Source organism: Streptomyces sp. NRRL S-378, from assembly GCF_000720645.1.
In the GTDB taxonomy this organism is placed as follows: Bacteria; Actinomycetota; Actinomycetes; order Streptomycetales; family Streptomycetaceae; genus Streptomyces.
Genome location: NZ_JOBX01000030.1, coordinates 59967 through 84207, shown reverse-complemented (window position 1 = coordinate 84207; position 24241 = coordinate 59967). Strand labels below are relative to the sequence as shown.

Below are 24241 nucleotides of genomic sequence, written 5' to 3'. Positions count from 1 at the left end.
ATTTCCTCATGTCTGAGCTCGTCAAGAGCCCGGCGATCGGGGACGAGAGCCCCGTCCCGGCCACCCCGGCCGCCCCCGAAGCAACCCCCAAGCAGCTCACCCAGTGGGGCGAGATCCGCCACCGCTTCGTCCAGAACAAGCTGGCCGTCGTCGGTCTCGTGATCATCTCCCTGCTGTTCATCACCGCGATCTTCGGCAGCATGTTCACGCCGTACGATCCGGGCGCGCAGGACCTGGAGAACACCCTCGCGTCGCCCAACGCCGCGCACTGGATGGGCACCGACGCCCTGGGCCGCGACATGTTCTCGCGCCTCATAGCCGGTACCCGCGTGGCCATGTTCGTCGGCCTCGCCTCGATCTTCTTCGCCGTGCTGATCGGTGTCGCCCTCGGCGCCATCGCCGGCTACTTCGCCGGCTTCGCCGACACCCTCGTCATGCGCATCGCGGACGTCTTCCTCGCGTTCCCGCTGATGATCGGCGCCGTCGTCATCATCCTGGTCACCGGCCGCGGCATCACCCCGGTGATCATCTCGCTCGCGGTCTTCTCGTGGGCGACCGTCTCGCGACTGCTGCGCAGCTCGATCCTGTCGGTGCGCGAGATGGACTACGTCCACGCGGCCAAGGCGCTCGGCGCCAGCGGCGGCCGGATCGTCCGCACGCACATCCTGCCCAACTCGCTGACTCCGGTCCTGGTCTACGCGACGTTCAACGTCGGTACCACGATCATCGGCGTCGCGGCCCTCTCCTTCCTCGGCGCCGGTGTCCCGGTCGACGTTCCGGAGTGGGGCAACATGCTGGCGGCCGGTCAGGCCTTCATCGGCGTCCACGACTACCTGTGGCTGTACCCGAGCTTCTTCGTGGTCGTCACCGTGCTCGGCTTCGCCTTCGTCGGTGACGGCCTGCGCGACGCGCTCGACCCGAAGCTGCGGTAGGGCCGCCCGATGCTCCGAGACAACATCAGCAAGCAGGACGAAGGTGGCGGCGTGACGACGTCGGAGATTCTCAGCGTTGCGGAGACGGGCGGCGGGTCCGCCGTGCCGCTGCTGGAGGTGGACAACCTCCAGGTCGAGTTCAAGACCCGTGACGGGGTCGCCAAGGCCGTCAACGGCGTGAGCTACAGCGTGAGCGCCGGCGAGACCCTCGCCGTGCTCGGCGAGTCCGGGTCCGGCAAGTCGGTCACCGCGCAGGCGATCATGGGCATCCTCGACAGCCCGCCCGGGCGCGTCGCGGGCGGCGAGGTGCGCTTCCACGGCCGGGACATCCTCAAGATGTCCGACGAGGAGCGCCGCAAGCTCCGCGGCGACAAGATGGCGATGATCTTCCAGGACGCGCTGTCCTCCCTGAACCCGGTCTACTCGGTGGGCGACCAGCTCGGCGAGATGTTCCGGGTCCACCGCGGCATGTCCAAGAAGGACTCGAAGGCCAAGGCCATCGAGCTCATGGACCGCGTGAAGATCCCCGCCGCCAAGGCGCGCGTGGGCGACTACCCGCACCAGTTCTCCGGCGGTATGCGCCAGCGCATCATGATCGCCATGGCGCTGGCCCTCGAGCCGGACCTGATCATCGCCGACGAGCCCACCACGGCTCTCGACGTGACCGTCCAGGCCCAGGTCATGGACCTGCTCGCGGAGCTCCAGCGCGAGATGAACATGGGTCTGATCCTGATCACCCACGACCTCGGCGTCGTCGCCGACGTCGCGGACAAGATCGCGGTCATGTACGCGGGCCGGATCGTCGAGACCGCTCCGGTCCACGAGATCTACAAGCGCCCCTCGCACCCGTACACCCGGGGTCTGCTGGACTCGATCCCGCGCCTGGACCAGAAGGGCCAGGAGCTCTACGCGATCAAGGGCCTGCCGCCCAACCTGCTCCGCATCCCGGCGGGCTGTGCCTTCAGCCCCCGGTGCCCCAAGGCGCAGGACATCTGCCGTACGGAGATCCCGGCCCTGCACCCGGTCACCGAGCTGGACGGCACCGAACTGCCCGGCCGCGGGAGCGCGTGCCACTTCTGGAAGGACCAGATCCATGGCTGAGCTCAGCAAGACGACCACCGAGCGCGAGCCGATCCTCCAGGTCCGCAACCTGGTCAAGCACTTCCCGCTGACCCAGGGCATCCTCTTCAAGAAGCAGGTCGGCGCGGTCAAGGCCGTCGACGGCGTGTCCTTCGACCTGTACCAGGGCGAGACCCTCGGCATCGTGGGCGAGTCCGGCTGTGGCAAGTCCACGGTCGCCAAGCTCCTGATGAACCTGGAGCGGGCCACCGCCGGCGAGGTCTTCTACAAGGGCCAGGACATCACCAAGCTGTCCGGCCGTGCGCTGAAGGCCGTCCGCCGCAACATCCAGATGGTGTTCCAGGACCCGTACACCTCGCTGAACCCGCGCATGACGGTCGGCGACATCATCGGGGAGACCTTCGAGATCCACCCCGAGGTGGCACCGAAGGGCGACCGGCGCCGCAAGGTCCAGGACCTCCTGGACGTCGTGGGCCTGAACCCGGAGTACATCAACCGGTACCCGCACCAGTTCTCCGGCGGTCAGCGCCAGCGCATCGGCATCGCCCGCGGCCTCGCGCTCAACCCGGAGATCATCATCTGCGACGAGCCGGTCTCCGCGCTCGACGTGTCGGTGCAGGCGCAGGTCATCAACCTGATGGAGAAGCTGCAGGACGAGTTCAACCTGTCCTACATCTTCATCGCGCACGACCTCTCGATCGTCCGGCACATCTCGGACCGCGTCGGCGTCATGTACCTCGGCAAGATGGCCGAGATCGGCACCGACGCCCAGATCTACGACCACCCGACGCACCCCTACACCCAGGCGCTGCTGTCGGCGGTCCCGGTCCCGGACCCCGAGGTCCGCGAGTCCCGCGAGCGCATCATCCTCACCGGTGACGTCCCGTCCCCGGCCAACCCGCCGTCGGGCTGCCGCTTCCGCACCCGCTGCTGGAAGGCCCAGGACAAGTGCTCCACCGAGGAGCCGCTGCTGGCGATCCCGGAGCGCTTCAAGGGCCAGGACACCCTGGCCGCGCACGAATCCGCGTGCCACTTCGCGGAGGAGAAGGCCATCCTGGCCGTCTGACGTACGCGCTCTGCCCGACGGCCGGTCCCCGGCGCCCCACGGCGCCGGGGACCGGCCGTTCGCCGTCCCCGGTGCAGTGCGCCCCGTCCCGCGGAAACCGGTTGCGACCCCCGGATCGCGGGCCCGAGAGTGACGCAATGACCATCACCGTACGACCCGCCGGCCCGGGGGACGCGGCCGACATCTGCGCCCTCCTCAACGCCGTCGACGTGATCGAGATCGGCCGGCCCGAAACCGACCTCGGCACCGTCGAGTCCGACCTCAACGCACCCGACGTGGACCTGGCCACCGACTCCTGGCTCGCCTTCGAGGACGGCCGGCTCCTGGCCTACGCCATGGTCTGGGCGGACTCCGGACCCGGCCGCGTCGACGGGGACCACTACGTCCTGCCCGGCCACGACGAGGCCGCGACGCTGCTGCTGGAGCGGATGGAGGCGCGTGCCCGCGAGATCACCGGCGGGACCGGCACCCTCAAGATCCAGCTCAATGTGAAGCCCACCATCGACCTCGGGCTCCTCGCGGACCGCGGCTACCGCACCGTGCGCCGCTACCAGGTCATGACGCGCCCCCTGTCCGCGGCCGCCGACCCCGCGCCCGTCCCGCCCGCCGGACTCGCCCTGCGCCACTGCGGCGACGACGACGCCGACCGCCACCGGGCCCACGCCCTGGTCGAGGAGACCTTCGCCGCCCACTTCGGCCATGTGGACCGCCCGTACGAGACGTGGCTCGACCACATCGAGGGCCGCTCGCTCGACTGGTCGCTGGTGTGGATCGCGAGCCTGCCGGGCGAGGGCGACGTGGCCGTACTGCTCACCCGGGACGACCGGACGAGCATGGCCTGGGTCAGCCACATAGGCGTACGCAAGGAGGCGCGCGGCCGGGGCGTCGGCGGCTTCCTGCTGCGCCACGGCTTCGCGACCTACGCGGCGCGCGGCCGGGACACCATCGGCCTGGGAGTCGACACCCTCAACGCGACCGGCGCCCTCGCGCTCTACGAGGCGCACGGCATGGTCCGGCACTACGGCGTCGACGCGTGGGAGCTGGCTTTGCACCCCCAGGGGTGACAGGGGCGCAACGCGCGGGTGCAATCGGTCCAACGACGCGTGTGCGGCACCCCTCATAGGGTGACATTGGCCCCTAAGCGAGTCTCGGGAGCCATAGGAGGCACTCCATGCGCGGAGCCACCCACGCCCAGTGGGCCGCATGTGCGGTGGCCGTCGCCCTCGCGGCGACGGCCTGCGGCGGCGGGAGCGACAGCGGCGGAGGCGGCGAGGCGGGAATCATCAGCTCTTCGTGGGGCGACCCGCAGAACCCGCTGGAGCCCGCCAACACCAACGAGGTGCAGGGCGGCAAGGTCCTCGACATGCTCTTCCGCGGCCTCAAGCGCTACGACCCCAAGACCGGCGAGGCCAAGAACATGCTCGCCGAGTCCATCGAGACGACGGACAGCCAGAACTTCACCATCACGCTGAAGGACGGCTGGAAGTTCAGCAACGACGAGCCGGTCACCGCGCAGTCCTTCGTGGACGCCTGGAACTACGGCGCGGACGTGCGCAACAAGCAGAACAACTCGCCGTTCTTCTCCGACATCGTCGGTTACGACGACGTGCACCCTGCGTCCGGGGAGCCCAAGGCGAAGACGATGTCCGGACTGGTCGTCAAGGATCCCAAGACCTTCACCGTCGCCCTCAAGGACAAGTTCTCCACCTGGCCGGAGACCCTCGGCTACCAGGCCTTCTCCCCGCTCCCGAAGTCCTTCTTCACCGACCACACCGGCTGGCTGGACAAGCCCGTCGGCAACGGCCCGTACACGGTGGACTCGTACAGCAAGGGCACCGGGATGAAGCTGCGCAAGTGGGACGGGTACCCCGGTGAGGACAAGGCGCAGAACGGCGGCGTGGACCTGAAGGTCTACACCGACAACAACACCGCCTACACCGACCTGATCTCCGGCAACCTCGACCTCGTCGACGACGTCCCGGCACAGCAGCTGAAGAACGTCAAGAACGACCTCGGCGACCGGTACATCAACCAGCCGGCCCTGATCATCCAGACCCTCACCTTCCCGCTGTACGACCCGCAGTGGAGCAAGCCGGGCATGGAGAAGGTCCGCCAGGGCATCTCGCGGGCCATCAACCGTGACGAGATCACCAAGCAGATCTTCCGGGAGACCAGGACGCCCGCCAAGGACTGGACCTCCCCGGCGCTCGGGGAGAAGGGCGGCTTCTCCGCCACGGTCTGCGGCGACGCCTGCGTCTACGACCCGGCCGAGGCCAAGAAGCTGATCCAGGAGGGCGGCGGTCTGCCCGGCGGCAAGGTCACGCTGACCTCCAACGTGGACACCGGCTCGCACCGCGACTGGATGGACGCCGTCTGCAACAGCGTCAACAACGCGCTGGGGGAGGGACCGGTCTGCACGGTCAACCCGGTCGGCACGTTCGCCGACTTCCGCAACCAGCAGAGCAGCTACAAGCTGACCGGCCCCTTCCGCTCCGGCTGGCAGGCCGACTACCCGCTGATCCAGAACTTCCTGCAGCCGCTCTACTACACCGGTGCCTCCTCCAACTACGGCAAGTTCAGCAACAAGCAGTTCGACGACCTCGTCGACCAGGCGAACCGGGAGAGCGACGCGGCCAAGGCGATCGCCAGCTTCCAGGAGTCGGAGAAGATCCTCGCCGAGCAGATGCCGTCCATCCCGCTCTGGTACCAGAACGGCAGCGCCGGCTATTCCGAGCGCCTGGAGGACGTGGCCCTCAACCAGTTCAGCGTCCCCGTCTACGACCAGATCAAGGTGATCTGACCCCCGCCCGGATCACGGCCCCCCGCCCCGCGGGGGGCCGCCCGCCGCGCCCGCCAACAGCATGGAGCACTCCATGGGACGTTATGTGATCCGGCGGCTGCTCCAGATGATCCCGGTGTTCATCGGCAGCACGTTCCTGATCTTCTTCATGGTGTACGCGCTCGGTGACCCGGTCGCGGCCCTCTTCGGTGACAAGGCCCCCGACCCCGCCACCGCCGCCCGCATCCGCAAGGACCTCTACCTCGACCAGCCCCTGTGGAAGCAGTACTTCCACTACATGGGGCAGATCTTCCAGGGCGACTTCGGCACCGCCTTCAACGGGCAGTCCGTCACCGAGCTGATGGCCAGTGCCTTCCCCGTCACCCTGCGCCTGACCCTGGTCGCGATCTTCTTCGAGATCGTCATCGGCATCACCCTCGGCGTGATCAGCGGCCTGCGCCGCGGCCGGACCGTCGACACCTCGGTGCTGGTGATGACCCTCGTGGTCATCTCGGTGCCCACCTTCGTGACGGGCTACCTCCTGCAGTACCTCTTCGGCGTCACATGGGGCTGGGTGCGGCCCACCGTCTCCCCGGAGGCACCGCTGAACGAGCTGATCCTGCCGGGCATGGTCCTCGCGCTGGTCTCCCTCGCCTACGTCACGCGGCTGTCCCGCACCTCCATCGCCGAGAACGTCAAGGCCGACTACGTCCGCACCGCCACCGCCAAGGGACTGCCGCGCAGCCGGGTCGTCACCCGCCACCTGCTGCGCAACTCCCTGATCCCGGTGGTCACCTTCATCGGGACCGACATCGGCGCCCTGATGGGCGGCGCCATCGTCACCGAGCGGATCTTCAACATCCACGGCGTCGGCTTCCAGCTCTACCAGGGCATCCTGCGCAACAACTCGCCCACGGTCGTCGGCTTCGTCACCATCCTCGTCATCGTCTTCCTGCTGGCGAACCTGCTCGTCGACCTGCTCTACGCGGTCCTGGACCCGAGGATCCGTTATGCCTGATCCCGAGCGCCCCGAACCCGCCGGCTACGACCCGGTCGGCCCCCGCCCGAAGGAGGCCGTCTCACCTACGGGCCAAGGGGGACCCATGGATCTGGCGCTGGACGAGGCCGAGAGCGTCGAGGGCATCGAGAAGACCGCCGGACCGGGCGCCTCCGGCCCCCGCGAGCGGCCCCGATCACTGTGGTCCGACGCCTGGCACCAGCTGCGCCGCAACCCCGTCTTCATCATCTCCTCGCTGCTGATCCTCTTCCTCGTCGTCATCTCGATCTGGCCGCAGCTCATCGCGAGCGGCGACCCCCTGAAGTGCGACCTCTCCAAGTCCCAGCAGGGCTCCGCCCCCGGCCACCCCTTCGGCTACGACACCCAGGGCTGCGACGTCTACACCCGCACCGTCTACGGGGCCCGCGCCTCCATCACCGTGGGCGTCTGCGCCACCCTGGGCGCCGCCCTGCTCGGCTCCGCCCTCGGCGGCCTCGCCGGCTTCTTCGGCGGCTGGAGCGACTCCCTGCTCTCCCGGGTCGCCGACATCTTCTTCGGCATCCCGGTCGTCCTCGGCGGCCTGGTCTTCCTGTCCGTCGTCACCAGCACCACCGTGTGGCCCGTGGTCGGGTTCATCGTGCTCCTGGGCTGGCCGCAGATCGCCCGCATCGCCCGCGGCTCGGTGATCACCGCCAAACAGAACGACTACGTCCAGGCCGCCAGGGCCCTGGGCGCCGGCAACGCCCGGATGCTGCTGCGGCACGTGGCGCCCAACGCCGTCGCGCCCGTCATCGTCGTCGCCACGATCGCGCTCGGCACGTACATCGCCCTGGAGGCGACCTTGTCCTTCCTCGGCGTCGGCCTGCGCCCGCCCACGGTCTCCTGGGGCATCGACATCTCCAACGCGGCCTCGCAGATCCGCAACGCCCCGCACATGCTGCTCTGGCCGGCCGGCGCGCTGAGCATCACGGTGCTCGCCTTCATCATGCTCGGCGACGCGGTGCGCGACGCCCTCGACCCCAAGCTGCGCTGAGGAGCCCCGCACATGCTGCTCGAAGTCCGCGACCTGCACGTGGAATTCAAGACGCGCGAAGGCGTCGCGAAGGCGGTCAACGGGGTCGACTACTCGGTGGACGAGGGCGAGACCCTCGCCGTGCTCGGCGAGTCCGGCTCCGGCAAGTCCGTGACCGCCCAGGCCGTGATGGGGATCCTGGACGTGCCGCCGGGCCGGATCGCCGGCGGCGAGATCCTCTTCAAGGGCCGTGACCTGCTGAAGATGAAGGAGGACGAGCGGCGCAGGATCCGCGGCGCCGAGATGGCGATGATCTTCCAGGACGCGCTGTCCTCCCTGAACCCGGTGCTGACCGTCGGCAAACAGCTCGGTGAGATGTACGAGGTCCACCGCGGGATGTCCCGCAAGGACGCCCGGGCCAAGGCCGTCGAGCTGATGGACCGGGTGCGGATCCCGGCGGCGAAGCAGCGGGTGGGGGACTATCCGCACCAGTTCTCCGGCGGCATGCGCCAGCGCATCATGATCGCCATGGCGCTGGCGCTGGAGCCCTCGCTGATCATCGCGGACGAGCCGACGACGGCCCTGGACGTCACCGTCCAGGCGCAGGTGATGGACCTGCTGGCCGAGCTCCAGCGGGAGCTCAACATGGGTCTCATCCTGATCACCCACGACCTCGGCGTGGTCGCCGACGTCGCGGACAAGATCGCGGTCATGTACGCGGGCCGGATCGTCGAGGCGGCCCCGGTCCACGAGATCTACAAGGCACCCGCGCACCCGTACACGCGCGGCCTGCTGGACTCGATCCCGCGCCTGGACCAGAAGGGCCAGGAGCTGTACGCGATCAAGGGCCTGCCGCCCAACCTGCTCCGCATCCCGCCCGGCTGCGCCTTCAACCCGCGCTGTCCGATGGCGCAGGAGATCTGCCGCAGCGACGTCCCGCCCCTGTACCCCGTGACGGAGTCGCCCGTGGCGCGGGCCAGCGCCTGCCACTTCTGGAAGGAGTGCCTCCATGGCTGAGCCCCTTCTCGAGGTGAAGGACCTGGTCAAGCACTACCCGCTGACCCGGGGAGTCCTGTTCAAGAAGCAGGTCGGCGCGGTCAAGGCCGTCGACGGGGTCTCCTTCGGCCTGCGCGCCGGCGAGACCCTGGGCATCGTCGGCGAGTCCGGCTGCGGCAAGTCCACCGTGGCCAGGTTGCTGGTCAACCTGGAACGGCCGACCGCGGGTTCGATCACGTACAAGGGCGAGGACGTCAGCAGGCTGTCGGGGCGCGCGCTGAAGGCCGTCCGCCGCAACATCCAGATGGTGTTCCAGGACCCGTACACCTCGCTGAACCCGCGCATGACGGTCGGCGACATCATCGGAGAGCCGTACGAGATCCACCCCGACGTGGCACCGAAGGGCGACCGGCGCCGCAAGGTCCAGGAGCTCCTGGACGTCGTCGGCCTGAACCCGGAGTACATCAACCGCTATCCGCACCAGTTCTCCGGCGGCCAGCGCCAGCGCATCGGCATCGCCCGCGGCCTGGCCCTCCAGCCCGAGATCATCGTCGCCGACGAGCCGGTCTCCGCCCTGGACGTCTCCGTCCAGGCGCAGGTCGTCAACCTGCTGGAGAAGCTGCAGGACGAGTTCGGCCTGTCCTACGTCTTCATCGCGCACGACCTCTCGATCGTGCGGCACATCTCCGACCGGGTCGGCGTCATGTACCTCGGCCGGATCGTCGAGATCGGCACCGACGCCGAGATCTACGAACACCCGACCCACCCGTACACGCAGGCGCTGCTTTCGGCCGTGCCGGTCCCCGACCCGCAGGCGCGCGCCCACCGTGAGCGGATCATCCTCTCCGGCGACGTCCCGTCCCCGGCCGCCCCGCCGTCGGGCTGCCGCTTCCGCACCCGCTGCTGGAAGGCCCGGGAGCGCTGCACGACGGAGGTCCCGCTGCTCGCGGTCCCGGAGGTCTTCGCCTCCGGTCCGGCGGCGCATCCCTCGGCGTGTCACTTCGCGGCGGAGAAGCGGGTGGTCCCCCACGTGCCGCCGGAGGAGGACGGGCGGCCCGTCGCGAAGGGCACGGACTGAGACGAACCCCGCGCCGACCGATCATTTCCGGCCACCCGTGACGTTCCGGCTGCAGGAGTGGACATCGAATCCCAACTCGGTTTACCTGCGGGCAACTTGACCGTTTCTGCCCCGAGATCTGGGGCAGGCAGCCTGGGAGCTGTGCGGCCGTGCGGGTGCCGACAGCCGGCCGGGGGGCGTAAACGCCCCCCGGCCGGTCTTCGTGTGACCCTCCCCGTGCGCGGCATGCGCCCCTTGTGCTGCCGGATTTCGATCGATGCGCTGGCACGGATAGTTATGATCCGTAGCGCACGGTGGGTATGACTCTCGCCGAGCACGAATACGCGTACCGATGTCCGCTCGACGTGGAGGTGAAACGCCGTGGCACTCTCGATCTCTGCCGTGGTGCTGCTGGCGATCATCGTTTTCCTGCTGGTCCGCCGTGCGGGCCTGAAGGCGGGACACGCGGTGGTCTGTGTGCTCCTCGGCTTCTACCTGGCGAGTTCCACCATCGCCCCGACGCTCAGCCAGCTCACCTCCAACGTGGCGAGCATGATCAGCGGCATCAAGTTCTAGGCAGCGCCCCGGCGGTCGCCGCCGGGGCCCGCCGGGCGGGGCGGGCAGGCCGGGACCGGCGCGGGGCACCCCCTACGCTAGGCCCATGAACGGTCTTCCCGCCCGTCGTCTGCTCTTCGTGCACGCGCACCCCGACGACGAGTCGATCAACAACGGCGTCACCATGGCCAAGTACGCGGCCCAGGGTGCCCACGTCGCGCTGGTGACCTGCACCCTGGGCGAGGAGGGCGAGGTCATCCCGCCCGCGCTCGCCCACCTGACGGCCGACCGCGAGGACGCCCTCGGCGCGCACCGGATCGGCGAACTCGCCGCCGCCATGGCCGAACTGGGCGTCCACGACCACCGGTTCCTCGGTGGTCCCGGCCGCTTCCGCGACTCCGGGATGATGGGCGCCCCGCAGAACCGCCGCCCGGAGGCCTTCTGGTCCGCCGACGTGGACGAGGCCGCCGCGTACCTCGTGGAGGTGATCCGCGAGCTGCGCCCGCAGGTGCTCGTCACCTACGACCCCGACGGCGGCTACGGCCACCCGGACCACATCCAGGCCCACCGGGTCGCCATGCGCGCCGCCGAACTGGCCGCGGAGACCGCCTACCGGCGCGACCTCGGCGACCCCCACACGATCGGCAAGATCTACTGGAACCGCGTCCCGCTCTCGGTGGTCGAGGAGGGCTTCGCCCGGCTGGGTGCCGCCCGGACCGAGGTGTCCTTCCCCGGACTGGCCTCGCCGCGTGACGTCCCCGGCGTCGTCGACGACGAGCGGATCACCGCCGAGATCGACGCCGACGAGGCGCTGGTGGCCGCCAAGACGGCCGCCATGCGGGCCCACGCCACCCAGATCGCCGTGGACGGGCCCTTCTTCGCGCTCTCCAACGACCTGGCGCAGCCGCTGTTCACGCGTGAGTACTACGAACTGGTCGAGGGCCGGCCGGGCGCGGCGGCGGGCGAACGCGAACACGACCTCTTCGCGGGGGTCGAGGCGTGACCGGCGCCCCGACGGTGGGCCGGATCGCCGGCTGCCTGGGCCTGCTGGTGCTCGGCGTCCTGACCGGCCTGGCCGGCTGGCTGGTCGTGGACCTGTGGTTCCCCGGCGGGCTGCTGCTCGCGCTGCTGGCCCTCTTCGGCCTGTTCCTCGGCGGCCGGATCGCCCTCGGGACCGGCCTCGGGGTGGGCGCCGGCGCCGGCGGCTGGTTCCTCGCCTACGTGATGCTCGGCGTCCCGCGCCCCGAGGGCGACTTCCTGCTCAGTTCGTCCGGAATCGGCATGTACGCCTACCTTTTGGGCGGAGCGGTGCTGGCTGTGATGTGTGCCACGGTCAGCCTTCCGGCGGAACGGCCGGTTTCGGCCGCACGCTCCGTCAAGTGACGTGATGTCGGACCTCGTAGGGAGTGCGGCCGAGGTGTGCGGGAGGGTCCCCGCGCGGCGCTCCAGGGCGGTTCGGCGGGCTTCGTGAGGAACCCCTGATCCCCGGCAGTCAGTTGCGCGCGGGCGGCGGCCAGTATGGTGGACGGGCCGCCGAGCTGCCCGCGCACGGTATGACGGGCGGCGGAGCCAACCGGGAGAACCTGCCTTGAGTCGTGAAACCGACAGTTCGTCCTCCGGGCCCAAGGGGCCCGGAGGAGCCGCTTACCCCTCGGGTACACCGCCGTACGGAACCGGCCAGTACCCGTCCACGACTGTGCCACCCGGGCCTGGCGCGGCGACCGCCCCGGAGGAGAACCCTGTGACCTCGAATCCGTCCACGCCCGAATCCGACGGGCCCAAGACCGAGACCACCCTGACGACCCGGATCCGGATCAACATTCCCGGCTCGCGGCCGATCCCGCCGGTGGTCGTGCGCAAGTCGATGGGCACCAACTCCGGCCCGTCCGGCAGTGGGGCGCAGACCCCGCCGGAGCCGGAGCAGGGACCCGGGCCGCAGGACAAGCCCCCGCTCGCGCAGCGTCCGGGGCCCCGGCCGACCCGCGTCGAGGCCGCGCCGGAGCCGGACCCGGCACAGGCCGAGGAGCCGGCCGCCAGCAACTGGTTCGCGCCGCGCAAGCCGCCCGCCGCCGCGCCCGCGCCCGCGGCGCCCGCCGCCGCGCAGATGCCGCCGGCCGCCCCGGCGCCGCCGCTCGCCAAGCGCGTGCCCGGCGCGACGCCGACGCCGGCCCCGCCCGCGCCCGGCGCCGCGTACCCGCCGCACGTCCAGGCCCCGCCCGCGCCGGACGCCGGGTACGCCCCGCCGGCGCAGGACACCGCCTACGCGCCGCCGCCCGTCGCCGACTACGGCACGGGCTACGCCCAGCCGCAGGCGCCCGCCCCGGCCCCGATGCCCGGCGGCCCCGGCGTCGGCGCGACCCAGGGCTTCCCCGCGTACGGCACCGACCACGGCGACGGCGGCCCGTCCACCGAGGCGTTCCCCGTCTACGACAGCCACGCCGACGCTCCCGCCGGCCCCACCGGCGGCCCCGGCTTCGGCTCCGGTCCCGCCACGGGCGGCCCGGCGGCCGCTGCGGCCGCTGCGGCCGCGAGCTGGCCCGGTCCCGACCTGGACGGCCCGCTGCCCACCCCGGTACCGGCGCCCGCGCCGGCCGCCCCCCGGCCCACGCCGCCCGCGGACAAGAAGACCGCCGCCAAGGCCTCCGCCAAGCCCGCCAAGAAGGGCCGCTCCAAGCTCGTCCTCGTCGGCGGTGGCATCGTGGCGCTCGTCGGCGTGGCCTACGGCGCCGGGCTGCTCCTGAACCACTCCGACGTCCCCAAGGGCACCACCGTCCTCGGCGTCGACATCAGCGGCAGCCGCGAAGAGGCCGCCGCGAAGCTGCAGACGGCCTTCGGCACCCGCGCCGCGGCCCCGATCCAGCTGAGCGTCGGCGGCAAGCCGGTCGAGCTGAAGCCCGACAAGGCCGGCCTGACCCTGGACGCCCAGACCACGGTCCGCAACGCGGCCGGCAGCGACTACAACCCCATCACGGTCATCGGCTCGCTCCTCGGCAACGAGCGGGTCGCCGACGCCGTGATGCCCGTCGACGAGGAGAAGCTCCAGGTCGCGCTGCAGGAACTCGCGGGCACCGCGGGTTCCGTCACCGAGGGCACGATCACGTTCGAAGGCGGCAAGGCCGTCGCCGTCCCCGGCAAGCCGGGCACCGGCCTGGACGTGGACGGCTCGGTCGACCTCGTCACCAAGGCCTTCCGCGACCAGGTCGGCACCGGCAAGGCGGCCGTCGTGCAGCTGCCGACCACCACCAGGGAACCGGTCGTGGGCCAGGCCGAACTGGACCGCGCGATGAAGGAGTTCGCCGAGCCCGCGATGTCCGCCAACGCCACCGTCAAGGCGGGCGCCAAGTCCATCGCGTTCGGCAAGCTGTCGCTGCCCAAGATCCTCAGCATGCAGGTCGTGGACGGCCGCCTCACGGAGAGGTTCGACCTGGAGGCGCTCAAGGCGACCTACGGGAACACCTTCGACGGCGTCATGATCACCCGTGGTACCGGTGCGAAGACGGCGGTCACCCCACAGGACGTCGCCGGCGCGCTCGGCAAGGCCCTGCGCGGGAAGACCCCGGCCGAGCGGACCGTGGTCATCGACACCAACCCGAGCTGACGCACGGCACGACGGTGCCCCCGCCCGGATCCCCGGGCGGGGGCATCGTCATGCCCGCCCGGGTCCGGCGGAGCCACGGGTCAGTTCAGCAGGGCGCGCGCCGAGACGGCCTCGGCCCGGATGCGGGCCGCCGCGTCGTCGTCCACCGCGGCGACCACCTCGGCGTACGCGTCCAGCTCGGCGGCCCCCTCCCGGAAGGAGCCCCGCTCCACCAGCAGCCGCGCCCGCTCGTACCGCAGCGACGCCGGATGCGACGGCAGCAGCAGCGACAGCTCCAGCGCCCACAGGGCCACGCCCGACTGCTCCGGACGGGTCGAGGCCCACGCCCGGATGTTGGTCAGGATCCGCAGCACGATGTCCAGCGTCCTGGCGGGCGTACGGGGCCCCGACGCCAGCTCCGCCGGCCCCGCGCCCAGCGAGGCGCCCCCGGCGAACGGGTCCACGACCACGCCCTCCTCCGGGTCGCCGAAGCCCACCACGAAGTGCCCCGGCAGCCCCAGCCCGTACACCGGCGCACCCGCCCGCCGGGCGACCTCCAGCCACACCACCGACAGCAGGATCGGCAGGCCCCGCCGGCGCCGCAGCACCTCGTGCAGCAGCGAGGACGACAGCCGCTCGTAGTCCGCCGGGGTGCCGTGGAACCCGAGGCGCCCGCCCAGCAGTTCCGTCACCGCCGAGGCCCACGCCCGGCCGCCCCGCAGACCGTACGGCAGCATCCCGGCCAGCCGGTCCAGCTCGATCTGCGCCCGGTCCATGGCGCGTTCGTCCAGCTCGGGGTCCGCCTCCGCCGCCAGCAGCAGGCACATCAGCGCCAGGTCCGGTCGCTCCGACCGGGCCTGCTCCGCGAACTGCTCCCGCCGGGCCGGCGTGCTCACCGGGCCGCCCGGAAGTGGTGGTAGGAGTGGTGCGCCGCGAAGCCCAGCCCGTCGTACAGCGCCAGCGCCCCCGCGTTGTCCGTCTCGACCTGCAGCCACGCCGCCGAGGCGCCCTCCTCCAGCGCGCGCCGCGCCAGGGCGGCCATCACCGCCGTCGCGAGCCCCTCCCGCCGGTGCTCCGGATCGACCGTCACCGCAGCGAAGCCGGCCCACCGGCCGTCCACCACGCACCGTCCGATCGCCCGCCCGCCGGGCAGCGAGGCGAACCAGACCGACGGCCCCTCCACCAGGACCCGCCGGGCCACGCCGGGGTCGGAGACCCTCCCGTAGCGCCCGAGCCACTCCTCGTCCGGGACACGGGTCAGACGCACGGACCCGCTCGCGGGCGCGTCCACGTCGCCCACTGGGGCCAGCGCCCCGATCCGTACCTCCGCCGACGCCTCGGACGCCCAGCCGCGGCGCTCCAGCTCCGCGCAGAGCAGCTCCTGCGTTCCGGCGGCTCCCGTGGCGGCCTGCACATAGGCCGGAAGTCCCCGTTCCGCGTACCAGGAGGTCACTCGCGCGAGTGCATCGTCCAGCGGTATCCCCGGGTCGCCGGCCGGCAGTACGGAGTTGGCGCGCCGGGTGAACCCCGCGGACGCGCGCAGCGTCCACCCGCCCAGCGGCTCGCTCTCCAGCGGCTGCCAGGACCGTGCGCAGACCCTCGACAGCTCCTCGAAGGAGGCCGCCGGACCCCGCCGCCGGGCCGGCGCCGCAGGCACGACCTTGCCCGCCACCAGCGACGATTCCGCGATGCGGACGGACTGGCCGTCCTTCTTTGTGATCAGCAGCACACCCTGGTCCCAGGATGTGAGAACACCGACCGTGTCCGTGAACTCGGGTGATCCGCTCAGACCGGTCTCCACCCGTCGTACAGAGACACGTTTACCCACGTCAGCCGGGGTGATTCGGACCTCCAGCAGTCCTCCGGCAGTGATTTCCACAGCTCTGTCCGCCCCTCCTGTTCGGATCGTGCCCGGGAACGGAGATACTAGGTGCGGGCATCGACGACGCCGCGCTCCCGCGCGATATGGAAAGCCCTACCGAGGAGGAACGAGAGCGTGACCTACGTCATCGCGGAGCCTTGTGTCGACGTCAAGGACAAGGCATGCATCGAAGAGTGCCCCGTCGACTGCATCTACGAGGGCCAGCGGTCCCTGTACATCCACCCGGACGAGTGCGTCGACTGTGGTGCGTGTGAGCCGGTCTGCCCGGTCGAGGCCATCTTCTACGAGGACGACACTCCGGAGGAGTGGAAGGACTACTACAAGGCGAACGTCGAGTTCTTCGACGAGCTCGGCTCGCCCGGTGGTGCCTCCAAGCTGGGCCTGATCGAGCGCGACCACCCCTTCGTCGCGGGGCTGCCCGCCGGTATCAACGGCGAGCACTGACCTTTCACGGCAGAAGCGACCCCCGGTCCCGTACGGCCTCCCGCCGCACGGGACCGCGGTGTTTTCCGACCCGTCCCACCCGTACGCAGAGAGAGCAGAGACCACCGTGGCCGCAGTATCCGACCGTCTTCCCGCCTTCCCCTGGGACAAGCTGGAGCCGTACAAGAAGACGGCGGCGGCCCACCCGGACGGCATCGTGGACCTGTCCGTCGGCACGCCCGTGGACCCGGTCCCGCAGCTCGTCCGGCAGGCCCTGGTCGACGCGGCGGACTCCCCGGGCTACCCCACGGTGTGGGGGACGAAGGAGCTGCGCGACGCCATCACGGGCTGGCTGCGCGGCCGGCTCGGCGCGAGCGCCGCCGAGCACCGCAACGTCCTGCCGGTCGTCGGCTCCAAGGAGCTGGTGGCCTGGCTGCCGACCCAGCTCGGTCTCGGCGCCGGCGACAAGGTCGCCTACCCCCGGCTCGCCTACCCGACGTACGAGGTCGGCGCGCGGCTGTGCGGAGCCGAGGCGGTGGTCTACGACGACCCCACCGAGCTCGACCCGGCCGGTGTGAAGCTGCTGTGGCTCAACTCCCCGTCGAACCCGACCGGCAAGGTCCTCGACAGGGCCGAACTCGTCCGGATCGTGGCCTGGGCCCGGGAGCACGGCATCCTGCTCTTCAGCGACGAGTGCTACCTGGAGCTGGGCTGGGAGGCCGAGCCCGTCTCCGTCCTCCACGACGACGTCTGCGGCGGCTCCTACGAGGGGATCGTGGCGGTCCACTCCCTCTCCAAGCGGTCCAACCTGGCGGGCTACCGGGCCGCCTTCGTCGCGGGTGACGCGGACGTGCTCGGCGAGCTGCTGGAGATCCGCAAGCACGGCGGCATGATGACCCCCGCCCCGGTCCAGGCGGCCACCGTGGCGGCCCTCGGCGACGACCTGCACGTGGCCGAGCAGCGCGAGCGCTACGCGGCCCGCCGTGCGGCGCTCCGGACGGCCCTGGAGGCCCACGGCTTCCGGGTGGAGCACAGCGAGGCGAGCCTGTACCTGTGGGTGACCCGGGACGAGCCCTGCTGGGACACCGTCGCCCACCTCGCGGACCTGGGCATCCTGGTCGCGCCCGGCGACTTCTACGGCGAGGCGGGCGCGCGCTTCGTGCGCGTCGCGTTCACCGCCACCGACGAGCGCGTGGAGGCGGCGGTCAAGCGCCTCGGCTGACCGGTGACATGCCCGAGGGGGCCGGGAGTGTCCGCACTCCCGGCCCCCTCGGTGTTTCCCGGGCGTCAGCCGCCCAGCGGCAGGCCGCCAGGCAGGCCGCCGGGCAGGCCACCGCCCAGGGGCAGGGAGGAGACCGGCAGCTCCTGGGTCGTGGGCAGGCCGCCGAGCAGACCGCCCGCCTGGCCGGCCAGGTCGGATGCGGGGGCCGGCAGGGACTGGGTGGCGGCGCCCGCGTTGCCGAGGGCGTCGGTGGCCGTTCCCGTGGCCGTCTCGGCGGTCGCCGCGGGGGCGTCCGTGGCGGTGAGTGCGCCCAGCTGCGGCACGGACTCCAGACCGGCGGCGTTGGCCGCGCCGGCCGCACCGACCACGGGAGCTGCCCCGGCTGCGACGAGCAGCGCGGCACGGGCGATCCGACGGGTCAGGGGGAGGGACATGATGCTCCTAAGCGGTAGCGGCTGAGTACGGCCTGACTAACCGCTCGCGGGGCGGGTGGAGTTGCGGCACCGCCGGGTAAAGGATCGGTAACGCATCGTTTAATCGGCTTCCGCGACAAGCGCACCGGACGGCGCCGACCAGGGGTTCCGTGCCTCCGCGGGGCCGGCGGACGCGGTGGTGATCACCCCCGCAGGAGTGATCACTCGTACGCGCGGCCGGGTGCTCCCGCGTGCTCCCGGACACCTCGCGGCGCCCCGCCCGGATCAGCGGGCGAGGAAGATCCGGACCTCGCCGGGGGCCGCGCCGTAGGGATCGGCGTCGCCGTTCTTCGCGCCCGCGCCGCCCTTGTCCTGCCACCGGCCGCGGTCCTTGCCCGCGACCCAGCCGCGCAGGTCGTACGACACCCTGGCGATCCCCATCTCGCGGGAGTTGGCCACCGCCCACTGGGCCATCGCCCGGCTGCGGCGCGTCGCGGCCTCGCCCGCCTCCTTCTTCTCCACCATCGAGACCTCGGGCTCCTGGACCACCCGGCCACCGCCGCCGTTGCGGCCCGCCTGACCGCCCTGGCCGCCCTCCGGTCCGAAGGTGTGCATCCCGTCCTTGCCGAAGATCCGCACCAGGCCGTCCCGCACCTCCTCCGGGTCGCCGGGCTCCGTGGGCGCCGGCCCGCCGCAGTCCAGAACGCCGCCGCCGGCGAAGGCCGCGGTCAGCACGGTCGCGTCCGGCTCGTGCTTGGCGTAGGCCTGCGGGTAACCGCTGCGCTGCACCTTCTGCGCGGCCACCGTCAGCGGCAGCCGCGAGTACCCGGGCACGTCGACGAGGTGGTCGTAGAAGATCGCGGCCGAGTAGACCGGGTCCGTGATCTGCTCCGGCGTGCCCCAGCCCATCGACGGCCGCTGCTGGAAGAGGCCCAGCGAGTCCCGGTCGCCGTGGTCGAGGTTGCGCAGGGCGGACTCCTGCATGGCGGTCGCCAGGGCGATGGTGACGGCCCGGTCGGGCAGACCCTTGGCGATGCCGACGGCGGCTATCGTCGCCGCGTTCGCCGCCTGCTCCGGGGACATCTCGTACGTCTCGGAGTCGCCGCCACGACCGGAGGCGTCCGCACTGGCGACGCAGAAGGGCGCGCCACCGCCGACCGAGGCGCGCTGCACGGCGAAGTACCCGATCACCGAAAGGAGAACGAGCAGGCCGACGACCACACGCAGCGGCCTGCGGCGGCGAGGACGGGGTTCACGGATCTCGGACACGCGGCCCACCGTACTTGAGGCATATGGCGCGTCCACCGGCCGGACGAGGGACGCTTCGCCACACCCCGGGGCGTTAGGGTCAGTTCCATGTCCGAATCCGAGCTGAACCTCACCCTGGACGCCGCCGAGCTGACCGCCCGGCTCGTCGACATCCCTTCCGTGAGCGGCGACGAGAAGGTACTCGCCGACCTCGTGGAAGAAGCGCTGCGCGGCCTGCCCCACCTCACCGTGGACCGCTTCGGCAACAACGTCGTCGCCCGCACGCACCTCGGCCGCGCCGAGCGGGTGGTGCTCGCCGGCCACCTCGACACCGTGCCGATCGCCGACAACGTCCCGTCCCGCCTCGACGAGAACGGCGTCCTGTGGGGCTGCGGCACCACCGACATGAAGTCCGGCGTCGCCGTGCAGCTGCGCATCGCCGCGACCGTGCCCGAGCCGAACCGGGACCTCACCTTCGTCTTCTACGACCAGGAGGAGGTCGCCGCCGACCTCAACGGCCTCGGCAAGGTCGCCGAGGCCCACCCCGACTGGCTCACGGGTGATTTCGCGGTCCTGCTGGAGCCCTCGAACGCCGAGGTCGAGGGCGGCTGCCAGGGCACCCTGCGGGTGCTGCTGCGCACGTCCGGCGAGCGCGCCCACTCCGCCCGCAGCTGGATGGGCTCCAACGCCATCCACGCGGCGAGCCCGATCCTGGCCCGGCTCGCGGCGTACGAGGCCCGCAAGCCGGTCATCGACGGCCTGGAGTACCACGAGGGCCTCAACGCGGTCCGCATCGAGGGCGGCGTCGCCAACAACGTCATCCCCGACGCCTGCACCGTGACGGTCAACTTCCGCTTCGCCCCGGACCGCAGCATGGAGGACGCGATCGGACACGTCCGGGAGGTCTTCGCCGACTGCGGCGTCGACGAGTTCGTGATCGACGACTTCTCCGGCGGCGCCCTCCCCGGCCTCTCCCACCCGGCCGCAGCCGCGTTCATGGAGGCGGTCGGCGGCCGCGCCATGCCCAAGTTCGGCTGGACGGACGTCTCCCGCTTCAGTGCGCTCGGCGTCCCGGCGGTGAACTACGGTCCGGGCGACGCCCTGCTGGCCCACAAGGTGGACGAGCGCGTGGAGACGAAGGCGATCCTGCACTGCGAGGAACGACTCCGTGCCTGGCTGACCTCCTGAATTCCGCTTCCCGTCACCTTCGTGCGCCTACCCTGATCCAACGATCAGCAGGAGGGAGCACATCATGGGCAACCCCGAAGGCAACGCTCGTCGTCGGCCCGAGGAGCAGCAGCTCGGGCCGGTGCTGAGGCGGCGCAGCCAGGTGCAGGCCGGCAGTACGACGGACCAGCGGCTGCTGGACTCCGCCGGGCCCTCCGAGTGGGTGCACACCGATCCCTGGCGGGTCCTGCGCATCCAGTCGGAGTTCATCGAGGGCTTCGGCACGCTGGCCGAGCTGCCGCCCGCGATCAGCGTGTTCGGCTCGGCCCGCACCCCGGAGGGCTCGCCCGAGTACGAGGCGGGCGTGCGGATCGGCGGCGCGCTGGTCGACGCCGGTTTCGCGGTGATCACCGGCGGCGGTCCGGGAGCGATGGAGGCGGCCAACAAGGGCGCCCGCGAGGCGAGCGGGATCTCGGTCGGCCTCGGCATCGAGCTCCCCTTCGAGCAGGGACTCAACCAGCACGTCGATCTCGGTCTGAACTTCCGGTACTTCTTCGTCCGCAAGACGATGTTCGTGAAGTACAGCCAGGGCTTCGTCGTGCTGCCCGGCGGCCTCGGCACGCTGGACGAGCTGTTCGAGGCGCTGACCCTGGTCCAGACCCAGAAGATCACCCGCTTCCCCATCGTGCTGTTCGGCACGGAGTACTGGAGCGGGCTGGTCGACTGGCTGCGGGGCACGGTGATCGCCCAGGGCAAGGCCTCGGAGAAGGACCTCTACCTCTTCCACGTCACCGACGACGTGGACGAGGCGATCGCCCTGGTGACGAAGGAAGTCGGCAAGTAGCACCGCCGCCGCGGGCCGGCCCGCGGGATCGGGCCCGGCCCCCGGCGGGCGACCGCCGGGTCAGGCCAGGCCGCGGCGGGCGACCGCCGGGGGGCGGTGGCCCTGGATGGAGCGGACCATGTCCAGCACCTGCCGGGTCTCGGCGACCTCGTGGACGCGGTAGACCTGGGCGCCCAGCCAGGCCGAGACGGCCGTGGTGGCCAGGGTGCCCAGCAGTCGCTCCTTGACGGGCTTGTTGAGGGTCTCGCCGACGAAGTCCTTGTTGGACAGGGAGACCAGGACCGGCCAGCCCGTCGCCGTCATCTCCTCCAGCCGCCGGGTCGCCTCCAGCGAGTGGCGGGTGTTCTTCCCGAAGTCGTGACCCGGGTCGATCATGATCGCGTCCCGGCGGACGCCGAGGGCGACGGCGCGTTCGGCGAGCCCGACCGTGACCCGCAGGATGTCCTCCATCACGTCCTCGTACGCGATCCGGTGCGGCCGGGTGCGCGGCTCCACCTCACCGGCGTGCGTGCACACCAGGCCGGCGCCGTGGCGCGCCGCGACCTCGGCGAGCCGGGGGTCCACCCCGCCCCACGCGTCGTTCAGCAGGTCCGCCCCGGCCTCGCACACGGCTTCGCCGACCTCGTGCCGCCAGGTGTCCACGCTGATCACCACGTCCGGGTGGCGGCGGCGGACCTCGGCCACGAAACCGACCGTGCGCCGCGCCTCCTCGGCCGCGTCCACGTGCTCGCCCGGGCCCGCCTTGACCCCGCCGATGTCGATGATCGCCGCGCCTTCGGCGACCGCCTGCTCCACCCGGTCCAGCGCCGGCTCGTCGCGGAACGTCGCGCCCTGGTCGTAGAAGGAGTCCGGAGTCCGGTTCACGATGGCCATGATCACCGGCTCGTGGATGTCGAACTCGCGCCTGCCCAGTCGCAGCATCCTGCTCTTTCCTCCTTCGGCGGCCCTCGCGCCTCGCCTGCGACCTTAACCTGGTGGCCGGAGTCTCTCAGGGGAGTTGATCGTGTTCTTCTTCTTGATGATCGCGCTGGTCGTGGTCGTGGCAGCGGTCACTCTCGCGGTGATCGGCGGCGGCTCGGAGGCCGTCCTGCCGGAGGCGGAGCCGGACCGGGTGGCGGACGGGCTGCCGGAGAGCCGGCCCGTGGTGCGCGAGGACATCGACGCACTGCGGCTGCCGGTCGCGCCGCGCGGCTACCGGATGGCCGAGGTGGACGACGTACTGGAGCGGCTCGCCGCGGAGCTGGCCGAGCGGGACGCGCGGATCGCGCAGCTGACGGCCGCAGCGGAGGCGTCCGGCCCCGCCGACCGGGTCGACCTCAGCAAGGGCGGTGAGCGGTGAGCGGAGCGGTCGCGGGCCCCGACGGGCTGCTGCGCTGCCCGTGGGCACTGTCCACGGGCGCCACCGGCGAGTACATCGCCTATCACGACTCCGAATGGGGCCGTCCGGTCCACGGCGACGACGCCCTGTACGAGCGGCTGTGCCTGGAGGCGTTCCAGTCGGGGCTGTCCTGGCTGACGATCCTGCGCCGCCGCGAGGGCTTCCGCAAAGCCTTCTGTGACTTCTCCATCGCCGCCGTCGCGGAGTTCGGCGCCGCCGACGCGGAGCGGCTGCTGGCCGACGAGGGGATCATCCGCAACCGGGCCAAGATCGAGGCGACCCTGGCCAACGCGAAGGTCCTGGCGGGCTGGGAGGCCGGCGAGCTGGACGCCCTGATCTGGTCCCACGCCCCCGAGGAGCCCGGCCCCGCCCCGCTCACGGTCACCGAGGTCCCGGCGGTCACCGACCGGTCCACCGCCCTCGCCAAGGCCCTCAAGAAGGCCGGCATCCGCTTCGTCGGCCCGACGACCGCCTACGCCCTGATGCAGGCGTGCGGGCTGGTCAACGACCACCTGGCCGCCTGCGCGCTGCGCGACCCGGCCTGAACCGGGCCGCGCACGGCAGCGCGGCTCAGCGGCCGAGGTACTTCGGGGGCTGCTTCGACAGGAAGGCCTGGACGGCGATGGCGTGGTCCTCGGAGGCCCCCGCACGGGTCTGCAGGACGTCCTCGCGGACCAGGGAGTCCGCGAGGGTGTGGGAGGCCCCGTACGCCAGGGACTCCTTCAGGGCGGCGTAGGCGACCGTCGGGCCCTCCGCCAGTGCGCGGGCCACGGCCTCGGCCTCGGCGTGCAGGGAGTCCGAGGGCACCAGGCGGTTGACGATGCCGAGCTCGTACGCTTCCTGCGCCTTGATCGAACGCGGGAAGAGCAGCAGGTCGGAGGCGCGGGAGGCGCCGATCAGGCGGGGCAGGGTCCACGAGACCCCGGAGTCGGCGGTGAGGGCGACGCCGGCGAAGGAGGTGTTGAAGGAGGCGGTGTCGGCGACGACCCGGAAGTCGGCCGCCAGGGCGAACCCGAAGCCGGCCCCGGCCGCGACGCCGTTGACGCCGGCCACCACGGGCTTCGGCATCTCGGTGAGCGCCCGAACGATCGGGTTGTAGTGCTCCTTGACCGTGTTCATCGTCAGTGAGGAGCCGGTCTCGCGGTCCGAGGCGAGATTCCCGATGTGCTCCTTGAGGTCCTGGCCGACGCAGAAGGCCCGGTTGCCGGCCGCCGTCAGCAGGACCGCGCGCACCGCGGTGTCCTCGGCAGCCGCCTGCGCCGCGTCGCGCAGGGCGACCTTGGCCTCGGTGTTCATCGCGTTCATCGCGTCCGGACGGTTGATCGTGATGGTCGCGAGTCCGTCGGTCACTTCGTAGAGCACACTGTCGGCCATGGCGGGGGTCCCCCTTCGTCGCGGGCTTGGCTACCGGCCGGTACCGGCCGGTCCAAGGGTCAGCATGGCGGACCGGACCGGGAGCGCACATGTGATGTGCGTCAAACGAACCCGAAGCCGTTTCCCCGGGTGCGGCGGCGAAGTATCGCAGGCGGATCCCCGAAATGAGTGGTTTTGGCCGAGCGCGTTGCCCAAGCGTTCCCGGGTGATGTTGGTCATCGGGTCCTGACATGCGGGAT

General features: G+C 71.4%; 25 protein-coding genes. 19 read left to right on the top strand and 6 right to left on the bottom strand.

Annotation, left to right across the window (positions count from 1 at the left end; all coding sequences use genetic code 11):
- Nucleotides 1-8: 8 nt before the first annotated feature.
- From IH80_RS0121535 to IH80_RS41505, 13 genes are all read left to right on the top strand, one after another.
- A complete protein-coding gene (locus IH80_RS0121535; RefSeq protein WP_030962581.1) occupies nt 9-932 on the top strand; it encodes an ABC transporter permease in 924 nt (307 codons plus the stop codon).
- Between the two features lie 9 nt (nt 933-941).
- On the top strand, nt 942-2033 hold the full coding sequence (locus tag IH80_RS0121530) for an ABC transporter ATP-binding protein (RefSeq protein WP_078095022.1): 1092 nt from the start codon (nt 942-944) through the stop codon (nt 2031-2033).
- Entirely contained in the window at nt 2026-3078 is a 1053-nt protein-coding gene (locus IH80_RS0121525; protein ID WP_030962580.1) for an ABC transporter ATP-binding protein, read from the top strand. The genes IH80_RS0121530 and IH80_RS0121525 overlap by 8 nt, the downstream gene beginning before the upstream one ends.
- Nucleotides 3079-3215: 137 nt before the next feature.
- A complete protein-coding gene (locus IH80_RS0121520; RefSeq protein WP_030962579.1) occupies nt 3216-4142 on the top strand; it encodes a GNAT family N-acetyltransferase in 927 nt (308 codons plus the stop codon).
- 107 nt (nt 4143-4249) lie between these two features.
- On the top strand, nt 4250-5878 hold the full coding sequence (locus IH80_RS0121515) for a peptide ABC transporter substrate-binding protein (protein WP_030962577.1): 1629 nt from the start codon (nt 4250-4252) through the stop codon (nt 5876-5878).
- Nucleotides 5879-5951: 73 nt separating this feature from the next.
- Entirely contained in the window at nt 5952-6875 is a 924-nt protein-coding gene (locus IH80_RS0121510; RefSeq protein WP_030962575.1) for an ABC transporter permease, read from the top strand.
- Between the two features lie 85 nt (nt 6876-6960).
- The gene (locus IH80_RS0121505; RefSeq protein ID WP_199819291.1) at nt 6961-7887 is read left to right on the top strand and encodes an ABC transporter permease; all 927 of its coding nucleotides are present in this window, start codon (nt 6961-6963) and stop codon (nt 7885-7887) included.
- A 12-nt stretch (nt 7888-7899) separates the two neighbouring features.
- Entirely contained in the window at nt 7900-8883 is a 984-nt protein-coding gene (locus tag IH80_RS0121500; RefSeq protein WP_030962573.1) for an ABC transporter ATP-binding protein, read from the top strand.
- On the top strand, nt 8876-9940 hold the full coding sequence (locus IH80_RS0121495) for an ABC transporter ATP-binding protein (protein ID WP_030962572.1): 1065 nt from the start codon (nt 8876-8878) through the stop codon (nt 9938-9940). The genes IH80_RS0121500 and IH80_RS0121495 overlap by 8 nt, the downstream gene beginning before the upstream one ends.
- 360 nt (nt 9941-10300) lie before the next feature.
- The gene (locus tag IH80_RS0121490) at nt 10301-10495 is read left to right on the top strand and encodes a hypothetical protein (protein WP_030036986.1); all 195 of its coding nucleotides are present in this window, start codon (nt 10301-10303) and stop codon (nt 10493-10495) included.
- Between the two features lie 85 nt (nt 10496-10580).
- The gene (gene mshB / locus IH80_RS0121485; RefSeq protein WP_030962570.1) at nt 10581-11477 is read left to right on the top strand and encodes an N-acetyl-1-D-myo-inositol-2-amino-2-deoxy-alpha-D-glucopyranoside deacetylase; all 897 of its coding nucleotides are present in this window, start codon (nt 10581-10583) and stop codon (nt 11475-11477) included.
- A complete protein-coding gene (locus IH80_RS0121480; protein ID WP_030962569.1) occupies nt 11474-11857 on the top strand; it encodes a DUF6113 family protein in 384 nt (127 codons plus the stop codon). The genes mshB and IH80_RS0121480 overlap by 4 nt, the downstream gene beginning before the upstream one ends.
- Nucleotides 11858-12215: 358 nt before the next feature.
- Nucleotides 12216-14072 (top strand): hypothetical protein, encoded by a 1857-nt coding sequence (locus IH80_RS41505; RefSeq protein ID WP_158943544.1) that lies wholly within the window; start codon nt 12216-12218, stop codon nt 14070-14072.
- A gap of 80 nt (nt 14073-14152) precedes the next feature.
- Here IH80_RS41505 and IH80_RS0121470 read toward each other — a convergent pair whose 3' ends face one another.
- Together IH80_RS0121470 and IH80_RS0121465 are read right to left on the bottom strand one after the other, a co-directional pair.
- Nucleotides 14153-14878 carry a transglutaminase-like domain-containing protein gene (locus tag IH80_RS0121470; protein ID WP_107056873.1) on the bottom strand — a complete coding sequence of 242 codons (726 nt, stop codon included), beginning with the start codon at nt 14876-14878 and terminating at the stop codon, nt 14153-14155.
- Between the two features lie 65 nt (nt 14879-14943).
- Complete coding sequence (locus IH80_RS0121465; RefSeq protein ID WP_030962564.1) at nt 14944-15930, bottom strand: GNAT family N-acetyltransferase; 987 nt, start codon at nt 15928-15930, stop codon at nt 14944-14946.
- Nucleotides 15931-16047: 117 nt separating this feature from the next.
- Here IH80_RS0121465 and fdxA point away from each other — a divergent pair, with 117 nt between their 5' ends.
- Both fdxA and dapC read left to right on the top strand, forming a co-directional pair.
- The gene (gene fdxA, locus IH80_RS0121460) at nt 16048-16377 is read left to right on the top strand and encodes a ferredoxin (RefSeq protein ID WP_030027294.1); all 330 of its coding nucleotides are present in this window, start codon (nt 16048-16050) and stop codon (nt 16375-16377) included.
- 106 nt (nt 16378-16483) lie between these two features.
- Nucleotides 16484-17578 (top strand): succinyldiaminopimelate transaminase, encoded by a 1095-nt coding sequence (gene dapC / locus IH80_RS0121455; protein ID WP_030962563.1) that lies wholly within the window; start codon nt 16484-16486, stop codon nt 17576-17578.
- A 65-nt stretch (nt 17579-17643) separates the two neighbouring features.
- Here the strand turns inward: dapC and IH80_RS0121450 are convergent, their stop codons facing one another.
- Both IH80_RS0121450 and IH80_RS0121445 read right to left on the bottom strand, forming a co-directional pair.
- Nucleotides 17644-18012 (bottom strand): hypothetical protein, encoded by a 369-nt coding sequence (locus IH80_RS0121450; RefSeq protein ID WP_030962561.1) that lies wholly within the window; start codon nt 18010-18012, stop codon nt 17644-17646.
- Between the two features lie 264 nt (nt 18013-18276).
- Nucleotides 18277-19260 carry a hypothetical protein gene (locus IH80_RS0121445; RefSeq protein WP_030962559.1) on the bottom strand — a complete coding sequence of 328 codons (984 nt, stop codon included), beginning with the start codon at nt 19258-19260 and terminating at the stop codon, nt 18277-18279.
- Nucleotides 19261-19347: 87 nt separating this feature from the next.
- Between IH80_RS0121445 and dapE the strand changes: the two genes are divergently transcribed.
- Both dapE and IH80_RS0121435 read left to right on the top strand, forming a co-directional pair.
- A complete protein-coding gene (gene dapE / locus IH80_RS0121440) occupies nt 19348-20427 on the top strand; it encodes a succinyl-diaminopimelate desuccinylase (RefSeq protein WP_030962558.1) in 1080 nt (359 codons plus the stop codon).
- A gap of 64 nt (nt 20428-20491) precedes the next feature.
- Nucleotides 20492-21250, top strand: a complete 759-nt coding sequence (locus tag IH80_RS0121435; RefSeq protein WP_030962557.1) for a TIGR00730 family Rossman fold protein — start codon at nt 20492-20494, stop codon at nt 21248-21250.
- A gap of 60 nt (nt 21251-21310) precedes the next feature.
- Here IH80_RS0121435 and folP read toward each other — a convergent pair whose 3' ends face one another.
- The gene (gene folP, locus IH80_RS0121430) at nt 21311-22171 is read right to left on the bottom strand and encodes a dihydropteroate synthase (protein WP_030962556.1); all 861 of its coding nucleotides are present in this window, start codon (nt 22169-22171) and stop codon (nt 21311-21313) included.
- Nucleotides 22172-22247: 76 nt separating this feature from the next.
- On the opposite strand from folP, the gene IH80_RS0121425 reads away from it, so the two are divergent.
- Nucleotides 22248-22589, top strand: a complete 342-nt coding sequence (locus IH80_RS0121425) for a DivIVA domain-containing protein (protein WP_030962555.1) — start codon at nt 22248-22250, stop codon at nt 22587-22589.
- Nucleotides 22586-23173, top strand: coding sequence for a DNA-3-methyladenine glycosylase I (locus tag IH80_RS0121420; protein WP_030962554.1), 588 nt, complete (start codon nt 22586-22588; stop codon nt 23171-23173). Before IH80_RS0121425 ends, IH80_RS0121420 begins: the two co-directional genes overlap by 4 nt.
- Nucleotides 23174-23198: 25 nt before the next feature.
- Here the strand turns inward: IH80_RS0121420 and IH80_RS0121415 are convergent, their stop codons facing one another.
- Nucleotides 23199-24002, bottom strand: coding sequence for an enoyl-CoA hydratase/isomerase family protein (locus tag IH80_RS0121415; protein ID WP_030962553.1), 804 nt, complete (start codon nt 24000-24002; stop codon nt 23199-23201).
- Nucleotides 24003-24241: the final 239 nt, after the last annotated feature.

Coding starts and splice junctions, on each gene's coding strand:
- IH80_RS0121535 (WP_030962581.1), top strand. CDS start 9: ATGTCTGAGCTCGTCAAGAGCCCGGCGATCGGGGACGAGAGCCCCGTC.
- IH80_RS0121510 (WP_030962575.1), top strand. CDS start 5,952: ATGGGACGTTATGTGATCCGGCGGCTGCTCCAGATGATCCCGGTGTTC.
- IH80_RS0121520 (WP_030962579.1), top strand. CDS start 3,216: ATGACCATCACCGTACGACCCGCCGGCCCGGGGGACGCGGCCGACATC.
- IH80_RS0121515 (WP_030962577.1), top strand. CDS start 4,250: ATGCGCGGAGCCACCCACGCCCAGTGGGCCGCATGTGCGGTGGCCGTC.
- folP (WP_030962556.1), bottom strand. CDS start 22,171: ATGCTGCGACTGGGCAGGCGCGAGTTCGACATCCACGAGCCGGTGATC.
- IH80_RS0121525 (WP_030962580.1), top strand. CDS start 2,026: ATGGCTGAGCTCAGCAAGACGACCACCGAGCGCGAGCCGATCCTCCAG.
- IH80_RS0121415 (WP_030962553.1), bottom strand. CDS start 24,002: ATGGCCGACAGTGTGCTCTACGAAGTGACCGACGGACTCGCGACCATC.
- dapE (WP_030962558.1), top strand. CDS start 19,348: ATGTCCGAATCCGAGCTGAACCTCACCCTGGACGCCGCCGAGCTGACC.
- IH80_RS0121470 (WP_107056873.1), bottom strand. CDS start 14,878: ATGTGCCTGCTGCTGGCGGCGGAGGCGGACCCCGAGCTGGACGAACGC.
- mshB (WP_030962570.1), top strand. CDS start 10,581: ATGAACGGTCTTCCCGCCCGTCGTCTGCTCTTCGTGCACGCGCACCCC.
- IH80_RS0121500 (WP_030962573.1), top strand. CDS start 7,900: ATGCTGCTCGAAGTCCGCGACCTGCACGTGGAATTCAAGACGCGCGAA.
- IH80_RS0121530 (WP_078095022.1), top strand. CDS start 942: ATGCTCCGAGACAACATCAGCAAGCAGGACGAAGGTGGCGGCGTGACG.
- IH80_RS0121495 (WP_030962572.1), top strand. CDS start 8,876: ATGGCTGAGCCCCTTCTCGAGGTGAAGGACCTGGTCAAGCACTACCCG.
- IH80_RS0121435 (WP_030962557.1), top strand. CDS start 20,492: ATGGGCAACCCCGAAGGCAACGCTCGTCGTCGGCCCGAGGAGCAGCAG.
- IH80_RS0121505 (WP_199819291.1), top strand. CDS start 6,961: ATGGATCTGGCGCTGGACGAGGCCGAGAGCGTCGAGGGCATCGAGAAG.
- IH80_RS0121450 (WP_030962561.1), bottom strand. CDS start 18,012: ATGTCCCTCCCCCTGACCCGTCGGATCGCCCGTGCCGCGCTGCTCGTC.